The sequence below is a fragment of the Alteromonas sp. 07-89-2 genome (genome assembly GCF_013113925.1).
GTDB lineage: Bacteria > Pseudomonadota > Gammaproteobacteria > Enterobacterales > Alteromonadaceae > Alteromonas > Alteromonas macleodii.
Window position 1 is genome coordinate 20,218 of sequence record NZ_VTYM01000005.1, and the last position, 17,292, is coordinate 37,509.

11 protein-coding genes are annotated in these 17,292 nt (G+C 39.8%); 2 read left to right on the plus strand and 9 right to left on the minus strand.

Annotated features, from left to right (window positions below; translation table 11 throughout):
* Positions 1-29 precede the first annotated feature (29 nt).
* From glmS to F0261_RS05145, 6 genes are all read right to left on the minus strand, one after another.
* The gene (glmS, locus tag F0261_RS05120; RefSeq protein ID WP_171337379.1) at positions 30-1,862 is read right to left on the minus strand and encodes a glutamine--fructose-6-phosphate transaminase (isomerizing); all 1,833 of its coding nucleotides are present in this window, start codon (positions 1,860-1,862) and stop codon (positions 30-32) included.
* A 126-nt stretch (positions 1,863-1,988) separates the two neighbouring features.
* A complete protein-coding gene (locus F0261_RS05125; RefSeq protein WP_171337380.1) occupies positions 1,989-4,331 on the minus strand; it encodes a glycosyltransferase in 2,343 nt (780 codons plus the stop codon).
* Between the two features lie 484 nt (positions 4,332-4,815).
* Complete coding sequence (locus F0261_RS05130; protein WP_171337381.1) at positions 4,816-5,637, minus strand: hypothetical protein; 822 nt, start codon at positions 5,635-5,637, stop codon at positions 4,816-4,818.
* Between the two features lie 63 nt (positions 5,638-5,700).
* Complete coding sequence (locus tag F0261_RS05135; protein WP_171337382.1) at positions 5,701-8,721, minus strand: glycosyltransferase; 3,021 nt, start codon at positions 8,719-8,721, stop codon at positions 5,701-5,703.
* A gap of 54 nt (positions 8,722-8,775) precedes the next feature.
* A complete protein-coding gene (locus F0261_RS05140) occupies positions 8,776-9,102 on the minus strand; it encodes a hypothetical protein (protein ID WP_171337383.1) in 327 nt (108 codons plus the stop codon).
* Positions 9,103-9,132: 30 nt separating this feature from the next.
* Positions 9,133-10,404, minus strand: coding sequence for a hypothetical protein (locus tag F0261_RS05145; RefSeq protein ID WP_171337384.1), 1,272 nt, complete (start codon positions 10,402-10,404; stop codon positions 9,133-9,135).
* 174 nt (positions 10,405-10,578) lie between these two features.
* On the opposite strand from F0261_RS05145, the gene F0261_RS05150 reads away from it, so the two are divergent.
* Together F0261_RS05150 and F0261_RS05155 are read left to right on the plus strand one after the other, a co-directional pair.
* Complete coding sequence (locus F0261_RS05150) at positions 10,579-11,274, plus strand: sulfotransferase family 2 domain-containing protein (protein WP_171337385.1); 696 nt, start codon at positions 10,579-10,581, stop codon at positions 11,272-11,274.
* An 18-nt stretch (positions 11,275-11,292) separates the two neighbouring features.
* Positions 11,293-12,618 carry a hypothetical protein gene (locus F0261_RS05155; RefSeq protein WP_171337386.1) on the plus strand — a complete coding sequence of 442 codons (1,326 nt, stop codon included), beginning with the start codon at positions 11,293-11,295 and terminating at the stop codon, positions 12,616-12,618.
* A gap of 7 nt (positions 12,619-12,625) precedes the next feature.
* Here the strand turns inward: F0261_RS05155 and F0261_RS05160 are convergent, their stop codons facing one another.
* The 3 genes from F0261_RS05160 to F0261_RS05170 form a co-directional block, all read right to left on the minus strand.
* A complete protein-coding gene (locus F0261_RS05160; RefSeq protein ID WP_171337387.1) occupies positions 12,626-13,933 on the minus strand; it encodes a glycosyltransferase in 1,308 nt (435 codons plus the stop codon).
* A gap of 93 nt (positions 13,934-14,026) precedes the next feature.
* Positions 14,027-15,730, minus strand: a complete 1,704-nt coding sequence (locus F0261_RS05165) for an FkbM family methyltransferase (RefSeq protein ID WP_171337388.1) — start codon at positions 15,728-15,730, stop codon at positions 14,027-14,029.
* 46 nt (positions 15,731-15,776) lie between these two features.
* Entirely contained in the window at positions 15,777-17,273 is a 1,497-nt protein-coding gene (locus tag F0261_RS05170; protein ID WP_171337389.1) for a D-glucuronyl C5-epimerase family protein, read from the minus strand.
* Positions 17,274-17,292: the final 19 nt, after the last annotated feature.

Sequence of the window (17,292 nt, forward strand, 5' to 3'; positions counted from 1 at the left end):
AGTCATGGCCGATTATCAAGACATTAGCGCTATTCTACTGTAACTGACTTGGCTAAGTTTCGTGGCTGGTCAACATCAGTCCCTTTGATCAGGGCTACATAGTAAGAGAGAAGCTGTAAAGGAATAGTGTAAACAATGGGGGCAATAATATCTTCACAATGTGGGATATCAATAACGCGCATTGTTTCGTCACTTTCAAAGTGTGCGTCAGCATCCGCAAATACGTACATAATACCGCCTCTAGCACGTACTTCTTCAACATTAGATTTTAACTTCTCAAGTAACTCATCATTTGGTGCAACCACGATGACAGGCATTTCATCATCTATCAACGCTAAAGGGCCATGCTTGAGCTCTCCTGATGCATAAGCTTCAGCATGAATGTATGAAATCTCTTTTAGTTTAAGCGCGCCTTCCATTGCAATCGGATATTGAGCGCCGCGCCCTAAGAACAAGCTATGGTTTTTGTCTGCAAACTCTTCTGCAAGTGTCTCGATAGCATCGGCAGTGCTGAGAGCCTCCTCAATCTTGCCAGGAAGGGTTTTAATCGCAGTAATTATTGAGCCCGCCTTTTCACTAGACATGCCATTAAATTTGCCTAGTGCTAATGTAAGCATTAAAAACGCTGTGAGCTGAGTTGTAAACGCTTTGGTCGATGCAACGCCAATTTCAGCACCGGCAAGAGTCATGAATGCAAGATCTGATTCGCGTACTAACGATGACCCTGGCACATTACAAATTGTAAGTGCAGACATGTATCCCAATTCTTTAGCTAGGCGTAATGCTGCTAATGTATCTGCTGTCTCTCCACTTTGAGAAATCGTGACAAGCAAACTGTTTTGATGAACGGCTGACTTGCGATACCTAAATTCTGAAGCTATCTCTACTGAACAAGAAACATTTGCATGCTCTTCCAGCCAATATCGCGCAGTCATTCCAGCATGATAACTTGTGCCACATGCGATAATTTGCACATGCTTAATTTGTTTTAAGATGTCTTCTGCGCCATCGCCAAATAGCGCATCAATGTTGTGAACATTATCCACTCTATCTTGAAGCGCATTTCGAATAACCGCAGGCTGCTCGTAAATTTCTTTTAGCATGTAGTGGCGGTAACCAGCTTTGTCACCCGCATCATGCTCAACTGTCGATTCGATAATTTCGCGTTCTACCCGAGCACCAGTTTTATCAAAGATCGTTACTTCTCTACGGGTAACTTCCGCTACGTCACCTTCTTCTAAAAAGATAAAGCGGCGTGTTACAGGTAGTAATGCTAATTGATCTGAAGCTATAAAGTTTTCACCTAAACCAAGACCGATGACTAAAGGACTACCTGAACGCGCTACTACCATTTTATCCGGGTCTTCTTTATCGATAACTACTGTTCCATATGCCCCAGTAAAATGCGTTACTGCACTCTGAACAGCTTCTAATAAAGACTTACCGTCGTTAAGCATTTCGTGAACTACATGCGCAATGGTCTCGGTGTCAGTATCGCTTGAAAAGGTGTACCCTTTTTCAGAAAGGTTCTTACGCAACGAAACGTAATTTTCGATAATACCATTGTGCACTACCGCAACACGGCTTGAAGAAAAGTGTGGGTGCGCATTGTATTCAGTCACGCCACCATGAGTAGCCCATCTTGTGTGGGCAATCCCCGTGGTCCCCAGAGCTGTTTCACCTTCTACAGCTTCAGCTAAGTTTTTGACCTTACCTACTTTGCGAATGCGCTTTAAATTACCATCCTTGTCCAACAAAGCTACGCCAGCAGAATCATATCCTCTGTACTCTAACCTTTTTAATCCTTCTAGTAGTATTTCAACCACATTCCTTTCGGCTACTGCGCCTACTATTCCACACATCCTTCATACTCCGTACTTCGCGAGTTATTTATTATTAAGTTTCTGCGCATATTCTAAAGCAACTCATCACCAAGGCAACTAAGCGCGACTACTAAAATCAGAATTAAACATGTTTGACACATAACTCTATGATTTACACAAAAATGTTTCTAGGGCTTCATTAAGCTTTGAATTATAAACATCACCAGAGAAGCGCCTAAGCGCACTAACTCTAGCTTTTTTTGCTATTTCAGTTAGTGATTCATTATTTTTCTGGAGGTGCTCAAGTGCATTGGCTATCGCTTTAACATTCTTATATTCGACCAGAATACCTGTCTCCTGGTCTATTAACTCTGGAACAGCGCCCCAATCATATGCAACAACCACTCGTTCGTTTAACATTGCCTCAGCCACAGTTCGACCAAAAGACTCTTCAAACCAAGACAGTGAAAGCACAACATGGTTTTGCTGCATCGCAGCATTCACGTCCGAAACATACCCATGAATCTTTATATTTTTCGTATCTAATTCTTTTTGTGCTTTTTTGACTTCGTCAGTAATGGGGCCGTATAAGTTAAATTGGATACCACCATTTATTTTGCACAAGCTTGCTACTTCAAAAAAGTCGTTCACGCCTTTTTTCTTTATATTACTGCTGACCATACACACGTTAAGTACTTTTTCAGACATAATCTCCTTGATTAATTCCGGCGACGAGACCTTGTTATAAACAACAGATGTACGATGGGGCACATTCAGCCAACTCTCAGTTTTTTTAGAGTTGGCGATAAAGAACTCACTGTTTTTTAGCAACCGTTCTCTACATTCTTCCGGAGTTTCGCCAAGTATCTTCATTAAATCAGGGTCGTATTCAGGCAGCTCTCGAACATGAACGATGCTCGGAATGTTACTTTGTTTTGCAGCAATTAGCGGTTCATGCATAACTATTGTATTTACATATACGGCAACTACAGCGTTTTCCTTAAAGTACTTAGACAGGTAATTTACGAGTGCAGCGCTTGTTTTGCGTGATTCGTTAAACCATGGGAGAGGTAAGAACTTAATAGTATCAACTAGTTGACTGCACTTGTCGATATAGTCTGTATTAATCGCGGAAGGTAAAATAAGCGTAATTTTATACCCCGCATTGCTTAATGCGAAGAGCATATCGAGAAGGCTTCGCTCGGCTCCAAATATTTGAGATGTCACCTGATGCCCCACAAGAACGACATGACGCCCCGACATATTTCTCACATCTCCCTGGAGAGTTAAAGGCCGATTAAACTCCCACCCATTTGTTAAGGCATGCCACGTGGGGCTTCTTTCCTGTGCATACTGAGGAAAACAGTATTTATAAGCGCTAGGTATAAAAAATGGAGACGGCGCTCTATCTTCTGCCTCTCCGCTTTGCCAGAAATGCTCGTGTATACCGATACCTTGAGCATTAACATCGTTGTTAGACAATAAATACCACTCTTCGTCCAACGCCGTTAGCCAACGGTTATATTTAGCTTCATTAACTTCGTTAGCGGTATTAGCGGCGTTTTTCAGTAATACGGGAGGGATGGGAAAAGGTAAGCCTACATTATGATCATCGCTATTTATGCTTAGATCGTTTGTATTTTTATGCCATGCTCTCGCAAAATCAATATACTGTTTCCTAGCACCGCCGTACTGGGTAACAAGATGTGTACTCGACTGCTGAGTAAGTGACGACTTACTAACCCTTCCAAGTGAAAGCGGCGTACCGGGCAGCACCTCTCTTATGCTATTTTCACCTTTAAGCGCTTGTAGACGATAATAAAATTCTGTATCAGCATTGGCTTTAACATTATTCCACCCGCCTAGTTCTAGAGCTATTTGTCTATGCACCATCAGGGAAGATACATTCCTATGTACCCATCCATTTTGAGGCCTAAGTCGAGTAAATTCCAACGAGCTATTACATCTTGCCCAATGCGATACAGAGGCCGCCAGGCTCCTCCTCCAGATGAGCGGCCAAACTTGTTTTTCTATCTTTTGAGGATGAGCCCAATCATCAGCATCCATAACCGTAACAAACTTACCGGTCGCTAAAAATAGGCCTCGATTACGCGAGAAATAGGCACCTCTATTAATATCGTTTCGAAAAACACTGATTCTAGCATCTTGCTCCGCAAGCACTTTTAATTGCTCAAAAGTGTTGTCCGTCGAGCAGTCATCAATAACAATTATTTCAAGATTTGCCCAGGTTTGTGAACGCAAAGAACGAAGCGCTGTTTCTGCGGTTGTTGCCCCGTTGAATACTGGCACAACAACTGAAACCTTGTGAAATGGAAAAACAAAAGATTTAAGTTTATGGAACAGCTTTGTTTCCTTACTACTGCCGAGGCTATCGAACAAAGCTGGATCTTCGGCGATAATTTCTACATTTTCCAAATGTTCAGATGAGTAAATCTGATTTAGTCGCTTTATTTTACCGTACTTTTGCTCGAGTAAAGAGCGCGCCATTAAAGACTCAGTTGGTGAGAAAACGGCTTCCCACCTTCGCAATGCACTTTCGGCACCTTTGATATCACCTACTTTTATGTAGCTTTCAAGCGCAACAACATACCCCCCCTGCTCTGCTATAAGTTCTGGGAATAAAGTGAGTAGCTTCGTATTGCTCTCTATTAAAGTGATGACCTCTTTGAAGGCTCCTAAAGAGTGATAGTACGAGGCTATGTTAGCTAACGCGTAGGCGCCATTAGGCCCTTCACCTTTAACGTGCTCTCGCAAACGAACTAGCGAAAAATTGTCGATTGAATGAGGAGCGCCCCAAAGCGCTCTTATGTCACTTAATACTGGAAGGGCGCAAGGTAGACGCCCTTCTTTTATTCCGAATTTTTTGTAGTGTGTTAGCGCATCTACACCCGCATTTGCTACATCAGGGTAGGTCGCTAAATACCAACTTTCGTCAAAGTAATTAATAAGCACGCTAAGTTTTTAAACTGTATTAAGACACTAATAGAGGAAATTTTTCTTTTGCCAAAGAAGCTTCTTCAAGGGAGCACTTGAAATGTTTCACAAAATGAACCATATGATATTCACCATGTCTTTCGGAAACATCATTCTCACCGTGGTTGACAAGGTATAAAACAGAAGAATCAAATGAAAAATAAACCTTGCGTGATGCCTCTTTAGCTCGCAAATGAAACTCGATGTGATTTTTTAGCCTATGTATAAAACCTTTACTTTGCAAATCTTCCAACGTTATCTTCGAAACAAATGACGAACCACAATTTCTGTAAAAAATCCGCTCGTTTCCGTCCAAATAACCAAACGTTTTATTCTTGTAGTCGTACAGATAACCCGCCATAATTGCAATATCGTCACATTTCTGCTGGTCAAAAGTGGGCAGTATATAATTAAAAAAATCTTTTGAAACTAGATCGTCAGCATCAAAGAGCATTAAAAAAGCTTTGTCATTATCACTTTGAGCGATAAAACTCTCAACATGTGAAAACGCAGTAGTTTTCTTCAACTCCTTATCTTTCATATACAAACTTTTGTCAGCTGGTCGAGGGAAGCTATTTTCTACGAAATAGATAGAAATACATTTCCAATCTTGCGCAACACTTTCTAACGGGTTCTCATGGCCACTTATGAATACAGTTACCTCAATTGCTTCGTCGGCGACACTAGCTGCATTGTCGATTGACTTGAGAGTTCTCATCAAGTTGAGGAGAATTAAGCCCCGCTTTTTTTCACTATCTACCCACTTATTATCTTCAAAAACTCTTGTTGTTTTTAAAGGAATGACAAAACAAAATCTCACTACCTATCCTTCATAGATTATATAGTTATAAGTTGGCGTTCGCTCTGAACTAACGTAGGAACATTAAAAATCCACTATATTTTCATTTAAATGGTCTGCAACGATTTCGGTCTGTTCGCCAGTCAAGAAATACTCATCTGTTGCATCCCAAGTATGAGCTTCAACGTTACCCCTCCATACAATGAAGTTAAAAGGATCCGAGGCGTAAATTTTAATGCCATCTGCCTTTAAACGATTCAATAGCTCGCTATCTTCACCTCTATTAACCGCTTTAAATTTGTACTTGTGAAAAACATCAGCCTTGAATACTAGCGTAGCCCCTGCTACAAAATCTGCTTCTTGATGTTTTTTACCCGGGAAGCGTTTTATTAGTTTGTCAGAACCAGATAAATACATATAAAGCTCTTTCTTACCTACAACGCCATAATCACCAAAGGTAAACGGTATTAGCATATCTTTCAGGTAATTAGCGAAATAGAAGTCATCATCATCCATTTTAGCGATATATTCGCCGCTCGCTTTTTCTGCCGCTTTGTTAAACCGCTCGCCCAGCGTCTCTTCACTATCATTAATCATTGCTGTAACACGCTTAATTTTAGAAGCGACAGACTTCAGTTTACCGATTAGCTCTTCTGACTGAGATTGGCTAAACCCTTGAAGTACTAAGATGAGCTCAATATTCGAATGGTTTTGGCGCGCCATATTAGTGACAATACGATCAATCATTTCAGGCCGTCTTGTGCAAGTAATAATGCTGACTAGTGGCTCTTCTCGCTGATTGTCAATGCCTATCGCTTTTTCAATATTCACTAAACGGTGAGCATAGGTATGCTTAGTCATGACTTCTCGATAGCCGAGGTGAGACGTTTTCTCCCAGTAATGTTCGTCAGTCAACAAGCGCTCAATAATCACATTTGCTTCATCGGCATCCTTTGCAACTTGTACTATGCCTGGGAACTGTTCTTCAATTGCTTTTGAAGGCGTAGATACAACAGGTGTGCCGCAAGCGAGCAACTCATAAACACGACGCGACATCATTGTGGGTGACTCCACTATCGTGTTTACGTTCAAGAAAACTTTAAATCGCTTGTATAGCTGCACAACTTCGGTAAAAGGTACTGCATCGCGTATAAACGGTGTGTATTGTGGCGGGAACTTGTATCTGTCGCTATCTACCTTCGACATTCTGTCATAGATAGCGCCTTCAAATTCTATAATTGATGGTAGCAACGCATCCATTTGGCGTTTACGTTCGTCATGGCCAACACCGTAGTACGAGCCAGCGAAGCAAACTGACTCAGCCTCTGACTTAAATCGATCTGAAGGGTTGCAAATTTTCTGTTGAGCGGCAAAAGGCACGGCATAAACATCCGCATCAGGCACGTCTGCTTTATAACTAGCAACTTTTTCTGAATCAGTTGTAAAAATAACGTCCGCATATTTAGCTATTGGTAAATACTTATCATAGTGCATTGGGTCTTCTTTGTTCCAAAACACAATAGGCATTTTTTGCTTAACTTGAGGAATTAGGTCTAACAACGCTTGGGCATTGTTGTGTTTCAAACCCGGTGATGTAAATGCGTATTCCCATGTGCCCTTATTGCCTTTCCAACAACTTTCCAAGAAGCAAAAATTTGCCGTAGATGAAGCAATTTGCTCTACATAGTTAGCCCTGCTAATTGGATAGCTTGTCATTTCATAGCGCCAGCACTCTTCAGATATTTCATCCATAATAGAAATAGCTTTAAGTTTTGGCTTTTTGATATCAAAAGCAGGACTCTTAGGCATAACAGCGTTAGACGCGCTTTTCTTCGCGTTATCTTTCTCAGTCCACTTATTAAACTCGTTTACCATTACTTCAACATGATTTGAGAAGAGTAAATTGGTAACAGGCTGTGGTACTGGAAGAGATGCAGAGAGCTTCAGCGCTGAAAGAAGACTTTCAACATTGCCAGCATTAAAGCTTAATACCGAGTCATAATTATCTGCATACTCTTGAAGCGGTGGAACATTTGAAACCACTACCTTTTTACCAAAAGAGATGGCCTCAACTATCTTCATAGGGGGTACTATCGTACAGACCTGCTCATTTCTACGAGGAATAACAATGGTATCTATTACAGAAAAGTATTTTATTACGTCGTCGTGCGGAACTCTTCCCGTTTTTATCAGCCAAGGTGCCGAATCTACTGAATCGCTGCTTGCACCAAGTTTAGTAATTGCTGACGCATCGCCTACAAGCAACAACTTCACAGTTTGTTCAGTCGCATTTAATTGAGCCACAGCTTCAATAAGGTCTTCAATGCCTTCGTAAGAATTGAAGCTGCCAACGTAGCCTATTACGTTGTCGTTCGCATCTATGCCTAAACTTTCTCGCAGTTCCTGTGAAGTTACATTTAACTGAGAGACACTCGAGAGCCCGTTAGGCACTAACCGAATTACATCGCTTTGTACTCCTCGCGCAATCAATTCCTGCTTCATTGTACTATTTAAAGTAAAGACGCCCGTCGAGTGAGCGGCTACGAAGGTATCGCGGGCCGACTGCGCTACATATTCTTCTGAATCTACATATGAAGGTTGACGAGTGGCTTGAGAAAGCTCCCAAAACCCCCTCACCTCATTGAAAAAAGGTAAGCCTAACTGAGAAGCAGCCACTAGGGCTGGCAAACCTACTTTATAATCGCTGCCAGCCATAACAAATTGCGGGCGAAATAGCTGAAACATTTGTACATAGTAGTCTACGGACTTACGCAAAAACTCTTCTTCACTTTCAGGTAGAAAAATTCCGTCTTTGCCTGCATGGATATAGCGCACGCCGTTTAAAACTTCTTGAGTGTTTACCTTTACATTTTCATCCAATTCCCATGGGCGGCCAGGGCGCACGAAGCACAAAGTTTCAAAGCCTTTTATATTTAATGCTTCGGCTACACCTTGCGTTCTTATTGCATAACCGTTGCTTGCATAACTAGCACCATGGCTAACTATATATGCGATTCGACCAGCTATGTGTCGTTTAATAGGGTTGAGTTCAAATGCAGCTAGGCTAGATGCGACTTCAGTTAATCTATCTTGTGCTAAGTCCATGGCAATACTTTTATAATTTGAAAATTTGAAAAAAGGCAATGACGATATTTGTTCTTACTGCATATCGAACAGTTTGTTGCGCAAGTTCTGCGCTTCAAAGTAGTATTTTTCTAAGTTAGCTTGAGTTTCCTCTAGCTGCTCTTCTGCATATGAAGGAGAAGAGGCACTACTTGCTGCAAAGTTCGGCGCAGGCACTTTCACGGTTTCTTCTCCATTTTCAAGCTGCGCAAGTCGTTTAGTACACAACCAAACATTTGCTTTAAACAAATGCTCGCCATACTTCTTGCCTGCCTTTTCATACAGTGCTTTGGCCAACTCATACTGACCTTGAGAAAATAGAAGACTAGCTTGCTCTATAATCGAGCCTTTCTCATTATTCATAGGTATAAAGTTCCTTTAATTCGAAATGGCCTAAAAAGAAGAAAACCTGTTCGGCGCTCTCTTTTCGTCTTTTCCGTATTTCAAAAAGTGTAATAGTGGATTCATTCCAGACTTAGCTACATCAGTATTTCTTTTCAAATACCAATCTCCATCGAACTCAGTAGAGGGTCGTCGCCCTTCTTTTGCCCCGAAGACCAAATAATGCTCAGCTGGGTCTACACCAGACTCCTTTACATCTTTGTAAGTCGAAAGGTACCAATCTGCGTCAAAGTAATCACTGCTGTAAACAAGAGCCACATTCTCAAGTAACTCTCTTCGTTGCTTAGCATTCCGGCTCACTTTGGCATTCAACTTGTCTATGCCCTTAGTTACTTTCCAAGATGGTGACTGTTTAATTGAGCGCAGCTCAGCGACTTGCAAGCGCAACTGTTTTTCCGCTTGAGACTTTCGCTTAAGCTTTGCATTAAGCTTCTCGTTTTCTAGCTTTAGTTCTTTGTTTTTTGCGGCTTGCGCAGCGATATCTTTCGATTTATTAGAAGAAGTGAGCCCTCCGCCCATTTCTAACTGATGCTGCAACACAAAAAGTTGTGAGGTTAGTACCGATATATCTTGCTCTAGTGAAGCTTCTTTAGCGCGCTTCAAACTCGTTAATTTAGCAACTTCAATCTGCGTGCGAGTTAATTGCTCAATTAAGATTTGGCTTTCTTCTTTGCTTTGATATAGCTCTCGCATACTTTCTATGAGGAGGTTTGCAGCATCTTTATGAGAGGAGTCAGCATATGGTTGAGCATCACTACCAGTCACGAACAACTGTTTAATTTGGCTGTATAAAGACTTTATTTCAGGCGCTAGTTTTAATATAGACTTTGCGCTGTCGATTGCACGCACAGAGAAGTCAGGCGTTTGTATATCAGAAAAGTAATGTGCAATTGCCTTTCCTGCGTCGCTACTGCATAGATCGCTCGCTAGGTTATCGACAGAAAACACATGGTCAACCAATTCACTTTCAGCAAGTAAATGCGTTGCTTTTAGGTTGTTGATCACGGCTTGTAGGGTAAATTCTTCTTTACTACACAAAGCTGCAGCTAGTTGAAACTCAGGGGGAAAAGTAACCAGCGCTACCTGAGCACTTTCTAGTGTCTGCTTCTGCTGGCTGAGATCTGCTTTCGTTACAGGCTTTACGACAACATTAAGCACTTTCGAACTATCGGAAGAAGCAATTGAGTTGACCGTGTACAAAGATAAAGATTTACACAGCGCTTCCCACAACACCGAGTGTTCAGCTGTACAAACTAAAAACATTAAATTCCTCTCAAACCTAGCAAAGGGATACGTTTAGTCAGTGACCCTTCCGTGTTATAAGCTATTCATGATAACAAACTGGAATGTATAACTCATTTAAAACTTTGTTTGGCCGCGTGTGGTAGAAACAAAAGTTCTGTTATACTGAGCCGCTAGCAAGGTTTCAGATGTACTATGACATTAATAAGAACGCTTTCATCACTATTTCGATTTAGATACGGAACAGCACAGCCCGAAGACATACAGTGGCTTTCATATCACATCCCTAAAACGGCTGGCAGTTCTCTTCGCCAAATGTTTTACAGGGAATTTGGTCGTTCTAGTGTTTTTGATGTTTACCACCCTGACGAAGCAAGGTCTCTGGGGCAAGGAAACGCGATTCAAGTTTCTGCACGCTCACAAGTGGTACACGGCCATTTTAAACCTCACCCTAGACATAGCGAGCTTTTTCCTAACGCTAACAGCATGGTCTGGGTGCGCGACCCCATTCAGCGTATTTGGTCTTTAGTGGGACATTTGCTAGATCTGCAATGGAAACACCCTCACTATGAAACCATTCATAATTTATATATATCGAAGGGTATCGAAAACCAATCTGACATCGTAGAAAGGATAATAAAAGAGCGCTCGATACCTTATATGGTAACTACCTACTCACGATTTTTTTCGGAGATTGGTATTCAAGAGTTTAGTTTTGTAGGCTCGATGCATAATTTTGCGTCCTCAATTGAGTTATTAAATAAAGACTATAATTTGTCGTTGAAACCACTGCATCGAAATAGCCGCACTAAAGCAGGAATCCCTAGCACTTTAAGCAATTTGAAATATTTAATGGAAGATGAATATAGTCTGGTTGATGACTATCTTTGATAGGATGATAAGAAAGTAATGGCAGTTTTTACAATTTCTGTGAAGCAGACGAGCATTGACGTCAGTGATAAATTCAAATGGTGTTTGGATGAGCCCAGCAATGGTGCTGAGCACGAAGGAAATCTTATTGAAAAAGAAGGCATTAGAATAAAAGGCTGGCTTCTTAAAAAACTTCAGAATAATGCGTCTTTAGTGTTACTCGACGGATACGAGATTTTTCCACTTGATTTGAATACTGAAAGGCCTGACGTAATCGAGAAAGTGGCCTTGATAGAACGCGACTTTCAACAAGAAGCACTTTGCGGTTTCGACCATACTTTAATTCCCAAATCGTCTAATATAGCTATAGCAATTGTTCACAATAGCCACTTTCACGTGATTTACGAATTGAGTATAGAGGGCGTGTTTAAAATTTTGGAGGGCGAAGATAATTGGTTGTACCTTGATAACGACACCAACAAAAGCGTTGAACAGTTTACAGGTAAAACAAAACTCAGTTGGGCAGAAAAGAAAAATTGGGCTGATTACGCCAACACTTTTAGCACCTTGCCGCTGAGTCAAGCTGGAAAGAGTGCATTTCTTATCGCTCCTTCTAAAGAATTCGTTGTTGAAGAGCACTACCCTTTCAAAAAATCAAAACATACACCGCTAGACCAATTAACTAAGCTTGTTGATGACTCTTTCAGCTTAGTTACACCAATTGATGCTCTAAAGCACTTTGAAGAACGAACCTTTCGAGTTTGTGACACGCATTGGAGTTGTCATGGTGCTAGAGTAGCTACAATGGAAGTAGTAAAAAAATTAGGCTTAGACTGCACTTCCATAGAAAATCTCTTCGAAAATGATATATACGTAGAGCGTGTAATGGCTGGCGACCTTGGCTCTAAAATTTACCCAACTCAAAGGCATGCTGAAGATTTTCTTACTACGTTTAATTATAACCGAGTGGTTGTTTACGATAACAATCTTCCCAATTTTGGCAGGGCTTTTATTTTAGATAACCCTGACGCTTTGATTGATCAAACCTTATTAGTATTCGGCTCGTCTTCTGTTTATTCCATGTTTAACTATTTAGCCAGAATTTTCAGAACCGTAGTATTTTTCCATACCGCAGGTAACATTGATAAAGAGTTGGTTGATAAGATAGCGCCTGACTTTTTGTTAGCTCAGTCTAACGCAAGGTTTGTAGTAAAAGCGCCTTCGTTTGATATTAAGATTTCGGATTATATAAAGGACAAAAAGCGCAGGTTAACTCATTTACGCGACGTAGTTCATAATACTGAGAAAACGTCTGCCATTGTAACCAGCCTTGCTCGAGTACTTGACGAAATGAGCGCAAAGTAAAGACAATTTAGACATTTGTGCTGTACAGCGTTTTTAACGCCGCATCTTCTAAAGCAGTAGTTGGTAAGTCTTTATCCATTGTTAATTCAACGCGAAGTCCCTTAGGAGGCTGAGTAAACTCGTTGACTAACCTGAATGTTGTGTTGCTATTAGTTTTTAATAGGTAAGGGTAAAGCGCGCTCTCATTTACCATGTTTACCACAAGCCGCTTGTTTCTGTAAGTCTGGTTAGTGAACACCGTATAAGCGTGTTCTGCTTCATTTATGTTACTGACATTAGCAACCAAATGAACGTTCGGTAAGTGATCGGTAATAGCTATACCAATTCTACTGCAAATTTGCTCTAGCCTGTCTGCCACCGTATGTTTGCTTAGCACCTCACGCACGCCTTTCTCAACTACTTTTCTGTATTCGCTTTCATCTTGCATTTTCTCTAGGAAGCTTACTATTTCATCAGGGTCATCGCTAGCACAAACAATATCGCCAAATTGCTCGACAACGCCTTTAGAATAATTGCTAACTACAGGTGTTCCAGAAGCTAACGATTCATATACACGGCGAGCAAACATAGTAGGGCTTTGTTTAACTGAATTCATGTTGATTGTGTACTTATAGCCTTTATAAGCTTTCCACATTTCATCTGGCTTTAAATGACCAACCACGTTTTGCTTGAACCTTTCAGGAAATTTAAGGTTTGACTCTTTTCTATATAAGCATCTGTCAAAAATATCGTATTCAACATTTGCTGTTTTTAGTGCGTCAATTAATACGTCGAAATCGGCGCAGCGTTCTTTTTTAGTTGAATAATAGGAACCGGCGAAAGCAGCTTTATTTTTTCGAGGAATAACTTCGGAAGGGTTATGTATTACGGGCTGGCAAAAGAAACATAGGGGCTCTGCATCTATCCCGAAGTCTTTCTTATAGCTTTCGACCATATTTGCATCTGTAGTAAATACAAAATCGAATAACTTGGCTGTGGGGGCAAATTTGTCGTAATGAACGGGATCTTCTTTAGACCAAAAAACTGTAGGGATTCCTTTCTTTCTGCAGTATTCAACGACCTTAGTTAACTCATCCATTCGATTTGGCGCATTGTATGAATTGCCATATATGAGACTGCCCCACTGGTTATTATTTCCAAACCAGCAACTTTCAACGAATAGGAAGTCGGGTTGAGCTTGCTTTACTTCTTCTTTCCAATTCGACGGTGAAATTGGAAATAAATTAGTGTCTTTTTCAATGCATATAGAGGAAAATCCATCAAGTATCGCTGCAACTCTAATGGAATGTAAAGTCGGCATTGTTTCAATAATCAATTTTTAACCTCACAGACTGCCCAGTTTTTATAAGATACATAATTTGCTAGATCAACTCTAAAATTAAAAACACCATCAGATTATTTTTAATAGTTAAAAATCATTAAAGTTAAGCTCACGCCCAGAAGATAGAAAATATATATACCCTTCCTTATTGCTCTCCACTGCAATACACTTTTCTTTTTCCGAAAAACCACTTATCTTTGACTTTGGAATCAGAGAAATAAATTTAAACCCCGTTTCTTGCAGAGTAATGCGAAGCATTTTTGAGTAATTATCATTTACGAGTTTTTCAGCGAAAAATATCTTATCATCACCATATCCTGTTAAGATATCTCTGAAGGACGCCAATGAAAAGTTGAGGTCACTATAAAACTGGTCTAAAAATAATATGTATGTCCGTCCAATCAAGTCAATTTTTAATTCTGAAATTAAAGAACCAATCTCTAGGTCATTTTCTACATGATAAATTTTAACTTGACTATTTTTCCCATGAGTAAGGATTTTACTGAAGTTAACGAGACTTAAAACGCAGTTTTTGGAATTAGAAAATACATGGCAATTTTTAACCCTAAAGTCAACAGCAGCCTCTAGTGTTTTTGTTACTGTTGGACCACTTCCTAAGATTATAAGATTGTTCGGGCAGCTTTGTTTTAAAGTATGGATAAGTGGACTTATATCAATATCAAAATATCCGTGGTCTTTATTCTTCTCCATTTTATTGATATATGATAAATACTTACTTGGACTACCATAAGAATTTGGGATTGCAGATTCAGCCCTGTAACCTTTTGGCGCTTCTTTAATAAACTTCCCTACTACTACTTTTTTTTCCGGGATAGCAGCTTCTCTTACAAACGCTTTTACCTCAACTTCTTTTTCATAATCAGGAAAAGAAAAAGAAGCTTTTCTATCCAGAGAATACCACCTCTCACTAATTTTTTTTCCATCGACTAACAAATAAAAGGCAACCTCTGGATTATCAAAGTATCCCTCAGATAAGGTCACTGTAGCTTCGATTTTCTTTTCAGTTTCTAGCGTTAAATCTACTGAATTTTTTATTGTGTCAACTTTAAGGTGTCGCTCTGATCTTACCTCAGTAAAGTACGATACAGCATAACCTATGGCTTTGTTCACAAATGCTAAATCGGAAAAGTTGTTGATATTGCTGAAATAAAAATCTTGACCGGCAGTAAAGAATTTAAAATAACCCAATTCCCTGAATACTTGCTCTATTTTATCACTTAAGAAACACTCTATTTGAACGATGCATGGCGAACTTGAAAGAAGCTCCCTCGCTCCTTCAAGCACAGATATTTCATGCCCCTCCACATCAATCTTTAGCGCCAAAACTCGGCCTCTTAGGTCCGTTAGTGAATCGAGCTTAATACTCTTTAACTCTCTAACTTCTTTGTAGAGTGAAGCTTCGTGTATAGAAGTTTCAACGACACCATTTATTCCCGACATAGGAGAGTGGCTACCAAACTTAGTCGTTCCATCCATATTTGAAACTATGACTTGATGTGGCGAGACCTTTCTTTGAATAGCGTTTAAAGTTAAATTTTTTTCCATTTCTTTAAATGCGTGTGTATCAGGTTCAAAGGAATGAACTACTTCAACACTCTCAGCTAAAGTGGAAACAAGGCTGTAATAACCCACGTTCGCGCCAATATCGATAACAACCTTGGCGCCAGCATGATGGATAAAACTCAAAAAAAGAAAGGGTTGCAATGCTTCATGCTGCTCCGTCAATTCATTTCTTTTGATTGAGTTTTCGCTCCAAATAAAACAGTTCATCCACCTTCCTCTAAAGCTAAGTGCTAAGTCACCTTAGTCATTTTCATCAAAATACTACTGTTTGTGTTCTTCTAATAACAGGGTTTAACTCTAAGCTTTTTACGTAACATTCAAATTGATACTCGCCAGGCTCTGTTGGCTCAAAGTAGAAACTGTTATTCTTATCGTAAAGGTATTTTTTATAAATTTTCCCATTCAGAAACACATAAAAAGCAAATTTTAATTTTATACCAGTTGCATTTACTTCAACTTCAAATGCATTCATACTTCGGTTAAGCGATATATCATGAATTTCAGTTTTCGGAGGTTCCTCTAGCGCAATGATTTTTTCGCTGTTTGCCCCAGTTTTATTACCGAAAACGTCTCTTATGTAAATTGCAACATAATATTCTCCTGGTTCCTCAATCTCAAAACTCTTAAATGACTGTTTTCCGAAACCTGAACGCTTGAATTTCTGTCCATCCTTCATTAGATAAAATGCATACTCAATTTCGTCTTTATCGATACTAGGATCGTTATAATTTACGTTCGCAGTAACGTGACTACCTAAAACAATGAATCCATCATTACTGTTTATCTGTAAATCTATATTACTTTCCACCAATCGAAAATAAGATTTATTTCCTTGTGAATAGCTAATCCAACGCTCCAAGACCTTTCTAATAATTTGATCTTCTTCAATTGACAATAATGCACTCAATAACCGAATGTGAGTAAAGTGATATCCAATATGATACTTTGCTGGATTTCCGGGAATTGTTATGTGGGTCAAGTCATATGCAGAAATATCCTTCAAATCAAACATTGAAAGGCAGTGACGGAGGGACTCTAACCCTATTTCGAACCTATCACTATATTTGGTTGAACCGGTAAGCATAAACCCGTCATATAACCCAAGTAGTGAAAACATAAAACCGTTGAGGATATGAGACTTATTTGGCGTTGTATATTCCTCATACCATGGATATTTATCAAAAATACGACTTAATACACCGCCATTCTCAACATCTTCATAAAATGGCAATACACCTTTTTCAACAGCCGCTAAGTAATCAATATCATCAAATAGATAATAGGCTCTTACTAAACAGCTTATACAAAATCCCTGTGCTAATGCCGATGTCCAACCAGGTTCAAGTTTTCCGGTCTCGCGTACGGCGTAAAAATATTCAAAGTCTGACTTCCACGCGCCAGATTCTGTGTTTTGTGTCTGCGCTAGAAAATTAGCAACTGCTCTCACTTTTTCCAAATGTCGAGGATCTTGAGTTTTGTAATACTTGCTAACCTGTTCGAGACCATATATCGCTATCGTTATTGGGTAGTAGTGATACTCGCCTCTTCTAGAGATATTTAATTTTGGTATTCCGTTACAATCAAAAACAACGTCTTTTCCTTCAACACTCTGCATGTCAAAGTTCAAATATGCTTTATCATATGAATAAGAGTCTAAAAAAACCATCGTGCCAAGCTTAGTCTCTTTTACTTGGTACTTCACTTCCCTTCTAGAAATTTGTTTGGTAGTTGTTTTGGAGGTTTCTTTCATATTGTAGTCTTCTTTAATT

Coding starts and splice junctions, on each gene's coding strand:
- glmS (WP_171337379.1), bottom strand. CDS start 1,862: ATGTGTGGAATAGTAGGCGCAGTAGCCGAAAGGAATGTGGTTGAAATA.
- F0261_RS05125 (WP_171337380.1), bottom strand. CDS start 4,331: ATGGCGCGCTCTTTACTCGAGCAAAAGTACGGTAAAATAAAGCGACTA.
- F0261_RS05135 (WP_171337382.1), bottom strand. CDS start 8,721: ATGGACTTAGCACAAGATAGATTAACTGAAGTCGCATCTAGCCTAGCT.
- F0261_RS05140 (WP_171337383.1), bottom strand. CDS start 9,102: ATGAATAATGAGAAAGGCTCGATTATAGAGCAAGCTAGTCTTCTATTT.
- F0261_RS05145 (WP_171337384.1), bottom strand. CDS start 10,404: ATGTTTTTAGTTTGTACAGCTGAACACTCGGTGTTGTGGGAAGCGCTG.
- F0261_RS05150 (WP_171337385.1), top strand. CDS start 10,579: ATGACATTAATAAGAACGCTTTCATCACTATTTCGATTTAGATACGGA.
- F0261_RS05155 (WP_171337386.1), top strand. CDS start 11,293: ATGGCAGTTTTTACAATTTCTGTGAAGCAGACGAGCATTGACGTCAGT.
- F0261_RS05165 (WP_171337388.1), bottom strand. CDS start 15,730: ATGAACTGTTTTATTTGGAGCGAAAACTCAATCAAAAGAAATGAATTG.
- F0261_RS05170 (WP_171337389.1), bottom strand. CDS start 17,273: ATGAAAGAAACCTCCAAAACAACTACCAAACAAATTTCTAGAAGGGAA.